At 33.7% G+C, this 8939-nt stretch carries 9 protein-coding genes; 3 read left to right on the top strand and 6 right to left on the bottom strand.

Going from position 1 to position 8939, the window contains the following annotated elements; all coding sequences use genetic code 11:
• Window positions 1–185 precede the first annotated feature (185 nt).
• Window positions 186–1181 carry an LLM class flavin-dependent oxidoreductase gene (locus LQ693_RS12890; RefSeq protein WP_107596722.1) on the top strand — a complete coding sequence of 332 codons (996 nt, stop codon included), beginning with the start codon at window positions 186–188 and terminating at the stop codon, window positions 1179–1181.
• A gap of 237 nt (window positions 1182–1418) precedes the next feature.
• Here the strand turns inward: LQ693_RS12890 and pruA are convergent, their stop codons facing one another.
• The 6 genes from pruA to LQ693_RS12920 form a co-directional block, all read right to left on the bottom strand.
• Entirely contained in the window at window positions 1419–2969 is a 1551-nt protein-coding gene (pruA, locus tag LQ693_RS12895) for an L-glutamate gamma-semialdehyde dehydrogenase (protein ID WP_107566052.1), read from the bottom strand.
• Between the two features lie 229 nt (window positions 2970–3198).
• Entirely contained in the window at window positions 3199–4101 is a 903-nt protein-coding gene (gene mmuM / locus LQ693_RS12900; protein ID WP_107566053.1) for a homocysteine S-methyltransferase, read from the bottom strand.
• A complete protein-coding gene (locus LQ693_RS12905; RefSeq protein WP_037589896.1) occupies window positions 4085–5413 on the bottom strand; it encodes an amino acid permease in 1329 nt (442 codons plus the stop codon). Before LQ693_RS12905 ends, mmuM begins: the two co-directional genes overlap by 17 nt.
• Before the next feature lie 249 nt (window positions 5414–5662).
• A complete protein-coding gene (locus tag LQ693_RS12910) occupies window positions 5663–6175 on the bottom strand; it encodes a thioredoxin domain-containing protein (protein WP_107566054.1) in 513 nt (170 codons plus the stop codon).
• A gap of 154 nt (window positions 6176–6329) precedes the next feature.
• Window positions 6330–6530, bottom strand: a complete 201-nt coding sequence (locus LQ693_RS12915) for a cold-shock protein (protein WP_025905033.1) — start codon at window positions 6528–6530, stop codon at window positions 6330–6332.
• Between the two features lie 205 nt (window positions 6531–6735).
• Window positions 6736–7422 carry a 2,3-diphosphoglycerate-dependent phosphoglycerate mutase gene (locus tag LQ693_RS12920; protein ID WP_107566055.1) on the bottom strand — a complete coding sequence of 229 codons (687 nt, stop codon included), beginning with the start codon at window positions 7420–7422 and terminating at the stop codon, window positions 6736–6738.
• Between the two features lie 154 nt (window positions 7423–7576).
• Between LQ693_RS12920 and LQ693_RS12925 the strand changes: the two genes are divergently transcribed.
• Together LQ693_RS12925 and LQ693_RS12930 are read left to right on the top strand one after the other, a co-directional pair.
• Entirely contained in the window at window positions 7577–7963 is a 387-nt protein-coding gene (locus LQ693_RS12925) for a CidA/LrgA family protein (RefSeq protein ID WP_025905034.1), read from the top strand.
• Window positions 7960–8643: an LrgB family protein gene (locus tag LQ693_RS12930; protein WP_037560005.1), complete on the top strand. Its 684-nt coding sequence runs from the start codon at window positions 7960–7962 to the stop codon at window positions 8641–8643. Before LQ693_RS12925 ends, LQ693_RS12930 begins: the two co-directional genes overlap by 4 nt.
• Window positions 8644–8939 lie beyond the last annotated feature (296 nt).

Consider the following 8939-nt stretch of genomic DNA (forward strand, 5'->3'; position numbering starts at 1 on the left):
TAACAATGAAAGATTACATGCAGGATTAAATTATCAAACACCAACCTCTTATAAACTTATGAATTCTGTCTAAGTTTTTGTTGACATACCAAAATACCAATACGAAAAACCAATGTATACTTTACCAGAAAATGAAAACTACATTTCATTAAAATACAAACGTCAATTATAAGGAGCGATATAACGTGAAATTAAGTGTATTAGATCAAGCACCCATTTCTAAAGGAAGTACACCTGAAGAAACATTACAAAATACTATCGCATTAGCACAATGGACTGAGTCGTTAGGTTATCACAGATATTGGGTTGCTGAACATCACAATACAAGTGGTCTCGCAAGTTCATCCCCGGAAATCTTGATGACTCAAATTGCCGCTTCAACTGAACGTATTCGAGTTGGCTCTGGTGGCATATTATTACCACAATATAATCCTTATAAAATTGCAGAGAATGGCAAGACTTTATCTGCATTATTTCCTAACCGTATAGACTTAGGATTTGGTAATTCACCAGGTGGTTCTCCAATTACACAAAAAGCTTTGACCGATGATCATATTAAACCAATTGAAGACTTTTACAGACAAGCATCTGACTTACAAGGATTCTTGCATAACTCATTACCTAGAGATCATAAATTCAGACTCGTTAAAGCAGGACCACGCATAGACAATCCACCAACAATGTGGTTATTAGGTTTAACTGAAAATGGTGCTAGAAACGCAGCACAACTAGGGATTGGATTTGTATTCGGTCACTTTATAAATCCTAAATATAAAGAAATCGCAATGAAACGTTATTATGAAGACTTTATACCATCCGTTAATATGAAAGAACCATCAACAATTGTTTGTATTTTTGTAGTATGTGCAGAGACAGACGAAGCAGCAGAACAATTAGCCATATCACAAGACAAATGGTTATTAAACGTAGGTAAAGGATTAGGAACAAAAGTTCAAGCACCAGAAGAAATCAATATAGACGATTATACAGAAGAAGAATTAGAACTCATTAAGACGAACCGAAAAAGAAGTATTATAGGTTCACCACAAACAGTGAGAAAAAAACTTAATCAACTAGCAGAAGAATATCAAACAGACGAATTTATGATTATCACAAATATATACGATTTCGAAGCCAAGAAAAAATCATATCAATTACTAGCAGAAGAAATATTAGTATAAATGAGATTTGATGGAGATGTGTTGGGATGTGTGCGGGAATGTGTACAGGAATGTAACTTCCATTATTCTGAATTCTGGTAATTAGAATCCGCTAACTACCATTATTTCGAATTCTGGTAATTAGATAGGCGTTCATTTAGAGACACTTCTCGGAATTCTGTCCCTAACAATCTAAAATACTCACCAAAATAGAAGAACCTGAGGCACACCATGTGCCTCAGGTTCTCTTTATCTATACTAGAATTGTTCTGATAATATTTTTTGTTCTAAGAAGTTTAGCATATAGTCTGGGCTACCTGTCTTAGCATCTGTACCTGACATTTTGAAGCCTCCGAATGGATGATAACCTACTACTGCTGATGTACAACCTCTGTTCAAGTATAAGTTACCTACGTCATAATCTTCACATGCTTGTTTCCAATGTTCACGATTATTTGTAATGACTGCTCCTGTTAATCCGTAATCTGTGTCATTAGCAATTTCTAATAATTCTTCAAAGTTATCGCCTTTAGTGAAGCCAACAACTGGTCCGAAGATTTCTTCTTGCATAATTTGATCACTTGATTTAAGTCCAGAAATAATTGTTGGATGTACGAAATAACCTTTACTGTCGTCAGTCTTACCGCCAACTTCTAGCTTACCTTCTTTACTACCAATTTCGATATAATTTTTAATTTTATCGAATTGTTTTTTATTAATGACAGGTCCCATGTATACATCAGAACCGCCTTCTGTATGATTAATTGAAAGTTCTTTTGTTAATGCGATTGATTTTTCTAGAACTTCATCATAAACATCTTTATGCACGATTGCTCTAGAACATGCAGAACATTTTTGACCAGAAAAGCCAAATGCAGAATCCACAATTGCTTTTGCTGCTAAATCAGTATCTGTATTTTCGTCTACAATAATTGCATCTTTACCGCCCATTTCAGCGATGACACGTTTTAAGAAGTTTTGGCCTTCTTGAACTTTAGCTGCTCTTTCAAAAATACGTGTACCTGTTGCTCTTGAACCAGTAAATGTTACAAAGTGCGTATCTTTATGATCGACTAAGTAATCACCGATTTCTTTCGGATCACCTGGTACAAAGTTTACAACGCCTTTTGGAAGACCTGCTTCTTCTAAAATTTCCATTAATTTATATGCAATTAATGGTGTATCTTCTGCTGGTTTAAGCAATACAGTATTACCTGCAATAATAGGTGCAACTGTTGTACCTGTCATAATTGCAAATGGGAAGTTCCAAGGTGGAATTGTAACACCAGGACCCATTGGTTTATAAATATATTGGTTATGCTCCCCTTCTCTATCAAAGACTGGCTTACCATTAGCCAACTCCATCATAGAACGCGCATAATATTCAATAAAATCAATACCTTCATTTGTATCTCCATCTGCTTCATTCCATGGTTTACCCGCTTCATAAACCATTAATGCAGAGAGTTCATGTTTTCTTCTGCGAATTATAGCAGAGACTCTAATTAATAATTCGGCTCTTTCTTTATGAGACCATTTTCTCCAAGTCTTATAGGCTTCTTTAGCCGCTTCCATCGCTTGGTCAACTTGTTCTTTAGAAGCTTTTGAAATTGTACCTAGTACTTGTTGGTGGTTTGCTGGATCTACAGATTCAAACTTATCATCTGTATAAATCTTCTCACCATTAATTACTAGAGGAATTTCTTTCCCAAATTCAGATTTAACTTTTATTAATGCATCTTTAAACGCTTGTTGATTCTCTTGATTTGTAAAATCTGTTGCTGGTTCATTGTGAAATTCTACTACCATCCTTCATACCTCCTAAAAATATAAACCTAATAAGAGATAAATACCTCTTATAAAACATTTTACTATTGTATTTTAAAAATTATCAAGTAAAGGGCTTTCATAAAGAAATGATTATTATCTAAAAAGCTTATAATCCCTATAACAGCAGTACTTCAGAGCGTACTACACACAAAAAAGATGAGACATCACAAGATGCCTCACCTTTACTCAAATAGAGAAATTATACACTTTATTTAATCGCTTGATGAATGTGTTGAATATCTTGTGGCGTTGTTTCACAACACCCACCTACTATTTGAATACCTTGCGATATCCACGTTTTAGACTTTTGAGCAAGCAATGCATGATCTCCTTGACCTACCCAAACTTTCTCTACAGGGTCAAATGTCTTACCACCATTCGGATAAACAGCAATGACTTGTGGTAATGCCGTCAATCCTTTATCAATTGCTTTATCAACACTTTCAATCTTTGAACAATTCACGCCAAATACAGGCAGACACGCTTCATGCTCTTTAATATATTGGCATACCGTCTCAAAGTCAGTACCATCAGATAAATTGCCTTCATCATTAACGGTACATGATATCCAGAATGTCATGTCATCTGAATATTGAGGAATGATATGTTCAACGATTGCTTTTATTTCATTAAAGTTAGGCACCGTTTCAAATACAAAATCATATATACCTCTATCAATTAGTGCTTGGATACGTGCTTGATGAAAGTCGATATAATCTTCTGTGGATACTTCATATGCCCCAGTATATTCTGAGCCATCACTTAAATATGCGCCGTATGGACCTAAACTGCCTACTATAACTTGTTCATCCGTCACTGATGATTTTATTTGTTCGACAGCTACATCAAATAAATGTTCTATTTCTGACGTTTTCATGCCAATAGATTCAAATGTAGCAAAGCTTGCTTGATAAGTACTTGTTAACACAATATCAGCACCTGCATCTGTAAATGCTTGATGCGCTTGTTTCACTTTATTAGGTTCATGAATGATCACTTCACTAGACCATAATGACGAATTCAAATCACAGCCATAACCTTCTAATGTTGTGGCTAATCCACCATCTAATACCAAAGTGCGTTCTTGTTTAATTTTATTCAGAAGTCTCAATGATCTGACCGTCCTTTTTATGATATTTTACAAAATAAAATACAATCGCAATAATCGCAAACGGAATACCGAAATATAATGCTGGTGATTGGTTCGGATCAAAGATCATACCAACACATGACACTAAACATAGGATAAAGCCAATGATTGGTACACTTTGATGAATTTTCAAATGTTTATTTGCACGTTTCGCATTGAAATAAGATAAACAAATACTCATCCATACAATTACAACAGCTAAACCTGCTATAGAAACAAGTACGATATATAAAGTATCTGCAGTATAAATACTTGAGAATAACGCCAGTAAACCACCACACATACTAAAAATAGTCGCGCGTATCGGCATTTGATGTTTGTTTAGTTTCTTAAAATATTTAGGGAACATGCCTTCATTTGAAAGACTCCAAACCATTCGACTAGCTGCATATAAACCTGAATTGGCTGCTGATAATAATGCAGTTATAATGACTAAATTCATAATATCTCCAGCATACGGAATACCCATATTTTGAAAGATGACAACGAATGGACTTTCTAAAGATTTCCCTTGATAACTCGGTATGAGAATAGAAATAATAACCATTGTTCCAATGAAGAAAATGATCAATCGCCATAACGTTGCATTAATCGCTTTCGGAATGACTTTTTTAGGATTTTTCGTTTCACCTGCTGCAATACCAATCAGTTCCGTACCACTAAATGCATAGTTAACAGCTAACATCGTTAAGAATACGGCACCTAAGCCATTCGGGAATGTTGGATTCGTATATCGTGATTTAATTGTATCTAGACCGTTATAACCACTGTAGTGAATAAGCCCGAATAACGTGAGAGCGCCTAAACAAATAAACAGTATAATCGCTAACACTTTCACTAAAGAAAAGTAAAATTCAACTTCAGCGTAGAATTTCGTAGATACAATATTAAAAGCTAAGACAAGTATAATCGCAATACTTGAAAATATGTATACAGGTACATCGGGTAGCCACTTCTGCATTAAAATACCCACTGCCGTAAATTCAGAACCAAGTGCTACAGTCCATGTTAACCAATAAAACCAAGCAACTATAAACCCTATTGAAGGATGTATATATTTTGAAGCATAAACATGAAATCCACCTGTCACTGGATGTTCAATCGCTAATTGTCCGAGACATAGCATAACGAGATACACGAGAATAGCACCAACGACATAAGATAACATCGTACCTAACGGACCCGCTTGTTGCAAAGTATAACCAGAACTTAAAAATAACCCAGTCCCAATTACACCACCAAAACTTAATAACATAATATGACGTTGTTTCATATCACGTCTATATGACTGATTTGACACGATATACCTTCTCTCTAAAATTAAAAATATCTTCAATTTTATATCTTTCGAATAATTCAGTCAACTTATAATTTTCTGTAAATATAAAAAAACCTCTGTATAGCATGGTTTTTTATACCTTGCTATACAGAGGTTTTAGATTGGGAGTCTTCGTGCGATACACCCTGATTTCGCACCTTTGCGCACGATATCTCGGAGTCTTTCTGCGTTCTCACCACTTCATCATATACTATCTAATGCATTTCTTAATTTTTCTTGTATTGTCTCTTTATCATCTTCAACAGGATTAAATTCAAATTTTTCATCATTTATAAAAACGGTTGGCACGCCTTTAATCCCTCTTTCAAATGTTTCTTGCATAATGGCTAAGGATCGGTCGTCTGCATTTTTTTGTGGTGATAAGCCTAATTCATGTTCCATTTTTCTTTCTATCGTTTCAAAATTCAATGTCCATTCGTCTTGTGTTTCATATAGGTATCGTATTATTTTAAAAGTTTCTTCGGGGTCATCGTAATCCAGATAAATATTCGCAACAGTTCCTTTGAGCAATCTTTGTTTCGTCTTATCAAAATGCTTAACGATATATTGTACTTTATTCTCATTAATATAAGGTTCTAAAACTTCGTCAGCTGCTGCAAAATAATTTAAACAATATGGGCATGTAAAATTAATAAATGCCTCAATTGTTATGTTTGCGTCTTTGCTTCCTACTGTTAAATGTTGGATTTCTGTCATAACGTTTACCTCCTATATGTTGTTATACTTATTTAACCATTTCACAGCCGATAAAGCGAATGATTATATTCAGAATTGTTTATCAATTCTATTTTAATATACAAAAAAACACTTCATAACAAAGTTATGAAGTGTTTAACTAATTGGTTAAATATTAGTTTTTGATAACGTTAACTGCTTGAGGTCCACGTTGTCCTTCTTCGATATCGAAAGTAACTGAAGCACCTTCGTCTAATGATTTGTAACCTTCAGTTTGGATAGATGAGAAATGTACGAATACGTCGTTACCATTTTCTCCTTCGATAAATCCGTAACCTTTTTCTGCGTTAAACCATTTTACTGTACCTTTATTCATAATAAAAGTCCTCCTATTGTGCTTTTGCACGTATATTTGCAATAATCAATCTTCAAACTTAAATGGACTTTATTAACTATGAATAAAACTACCAATTAATTTAATCTCGAAATATCACTTGCTACCCACTATACGCTATAAATGATTGAATGTAAAGCTTTATGTTAAATTAAACTTTTATTTTACTTTTATCATGCGTTATAACCTATAAATAATACTTGTCTATCACTTTTAATGATTCATCTAATTCATATATCAATGGTGCACCTGTTTTGATTTCTAAGTTTGAAATTTCATCATCTGGAATATCTTCTAAATACTTAATCAGTGCTCTTAAAGAATTACCGTGTGCAGATACTAAAGTCGTTTGATGGTTTAATAAACTTGTTGCAATATGATCTATCCAATACGGAATAACTCTATCCAAAGTATCTTTAAGACTTTCTGTAACTGGCATGATTCTTCTATCTAACATTTCATATCTTCTATCACTCAAGTATTCTTCTCGTAACTTTTCATCCGCTTCTGGCGGTCTTGTATCATAAGAACGTCTCCAAATATGCACTTGTTCTTCACCATATTCTTCTCGTGCTTGATCTTTATTTTTACCTTGTAGTCCACCATAGTGACGTTCATTTAAGCGCCACGTTTTGTAAACTGGTATCCAAAGTTGGTGAGAATATTTCAATAATAAATATGTGGTTTCAATTGCTCTTGTTAAAAGTGATGTATATACAACATCTATTTCGATATTTTGTTTTAATAATTTTTCACCTGAGATTCTCGCTTCATTATACCCTTGCTCTGATAACTCTACATCTGCCCAACCTGTAAATAAATTTTTCGCATTCCATTCACTTTGCCCATGTCGACATAAAATTAATTTTGGCATATGATTCGCTCCAATCTTTTAATTGTTACGTCTATTGAACCACTAATTGCAAACTTCTAAAAATAAAAAGACCGTCCGATAGCATTTCAAAATATACCAATCAGTTCTATAATAAATAAATATCATTATAAAACGTTCAAAGGATTGAGTTGTCATGATTTATAAATTCATAAAAATCATACTCCAAATATGTATGATCTATTTTATTACCGTTCTAGGTAGTTGGATTCAAGACACATTAAACATACCTATTGCAGGTAGTATTATTGGACTTGTGATATTTTTCTTATTATTACAATTTAAAATTATAAAAGAAGAATGGATTAAAGATGGTGCAAATTTATTATTAAGTACGATGATTTTCTTCTTCATCCCTTCAATCGTCGGTGCTATGAATTTAGTTGACCAAATAAACGCACAGTTTATCTTTTTAATTGTATTAGTCATCGCAAGCACATGCATTGTTGCACTCTCGTCAGGATACATAGCTGAGAAAATGTTAAAAAGGAATCATATAGAAGAAAGTGGTGATCAATCATGATGATTAAAGCACTTTTAATGATTCTTTTAACAGTTGTCATGTACATATTCGCATTATTTATACAGAAAAAATTCAAGATCGCCATCTTACACCCTGCACTCGTTTCATCCATTGCAATTATCTGTGTACTTGTGTTATTTGGATATAATTACAATGACTATATGGTCGGCGGACAATGGATTTATGACTTTTTAAATTGCACAGTTGTATGTTTAGCATATCCACTATATTTATATAGAAAAATGATTGTTCAACATTTTAAAGTCATTATCACAAGTGTATTAGTTGGGATAACGATTAATATTATTTTAATGTTTACGATTTTAAATATATTCGGTTATTCAAAAGAAATGATCGCATCACTGTTGCCTAGATCTATAACAGCAGCAGTCGGTGTACAAGTATCACAACAAATAGGCGGAATAGATAGCTTAGCCGTGTTGTTTATTATAGGTACAGGATTAATTGGAAGTATGCTGGGATCATATCTTATCAAAATAGCCAAATTCCAAACATCTATTGCCAAAGGACTCACTTATGGCAATGCATCACATGCTATTGGAACAGCCAAAATATTAGAAACCGATATCGAATCAGCAGCCTTCAGTTCAATCGGCATGATTCTAACAGCCTTAATCAGCTCAGTCGTTATACCTTTGTTTGTTATATTAGTATATTGAGAATTTAGAGATGAGAATTATTAAGAGTTTGAGATTGGAATGAGTTTGTAGGTCTGTATGAGGTCTGTATATTGCTAGATTGGTGTGTCTTGCAACATACGAGAGTTCTATGTTGCTTGTTTGGGATGTCTTGCAACATACGGGAGCGCTATGTTGCTTGTTTGGGATGTCTTGTTAAATTCGTGGCGGCTATTTCCTACGATTTGTCAAGCCAGATTGTATTTAAGAAAACATATTCAAATAAACCGTCCATTTTAATTTTTTTGAATAAGGTGTTAAACTAAATTTGATTGTAC

Origin of the sequence: Mammaliicoccus sp. B-M6 (assembly GCF_022386965.1) — a bacterium.
Taxonomy (GTDB): domain Bacteria; phylum Bacillota; class Bacilli; order Staphylococcales; family Staphylococcaceae; genus Mammaliicoccus; species Mammaliicoccus sciuri_A.

Bases quoted from the DNA above. Each gene is read 5' to 3' on its own strand.
- pruA (WP_107566052.1), bottom strand. From the start codon at position 2,969: ATGGTAGTAGAATTTCACAATGAACCAGCAACAGATTTTACAAATCAA.
- LQ693_RS12905 (WP_037589896.1), bottom strand. From the start codon at position 5,413: ATGAAACAACGTCATATTATGTTATTAAGTTTTGGTGGTGTAATTGGG.
- LQ693_RS12910 (WP_107566054.1), bottom strand. From the start codon at position 6,175: ATGACAGAAATCCAACATTTAACAGTAGGAAGCAAAGACGCAAACATA.
- LQ693_RS12915 (WP_025905033.1), bottom strand. From the start codon at position 6,530: ATGAATAAAGGTACAGTAAAATGGTTTAACGCAGAAAAAGGTTACGGA.
- LQ693_RS12920 (WP_107566055.1), bottom strand. From the start codon at position 7,422: ATGCCAAAATTAATTTTATGTCGACATGGGCAAAGTGAATGGAATGCG.
- LQ693_RS12925 (WP_025905034.1), top strand. From the start codon at position 7,577: ATGATTTATAAATTCATAAAAATCATACTCCAAATATGTATGATCTAT.
- LQ693_RS12930 (WP_037560005.1), top strand. From the start codon at position 7,960: ATGATGATTAAAGCACTTTTAATGATTCTTTTAACAGTTGTCATGTAC.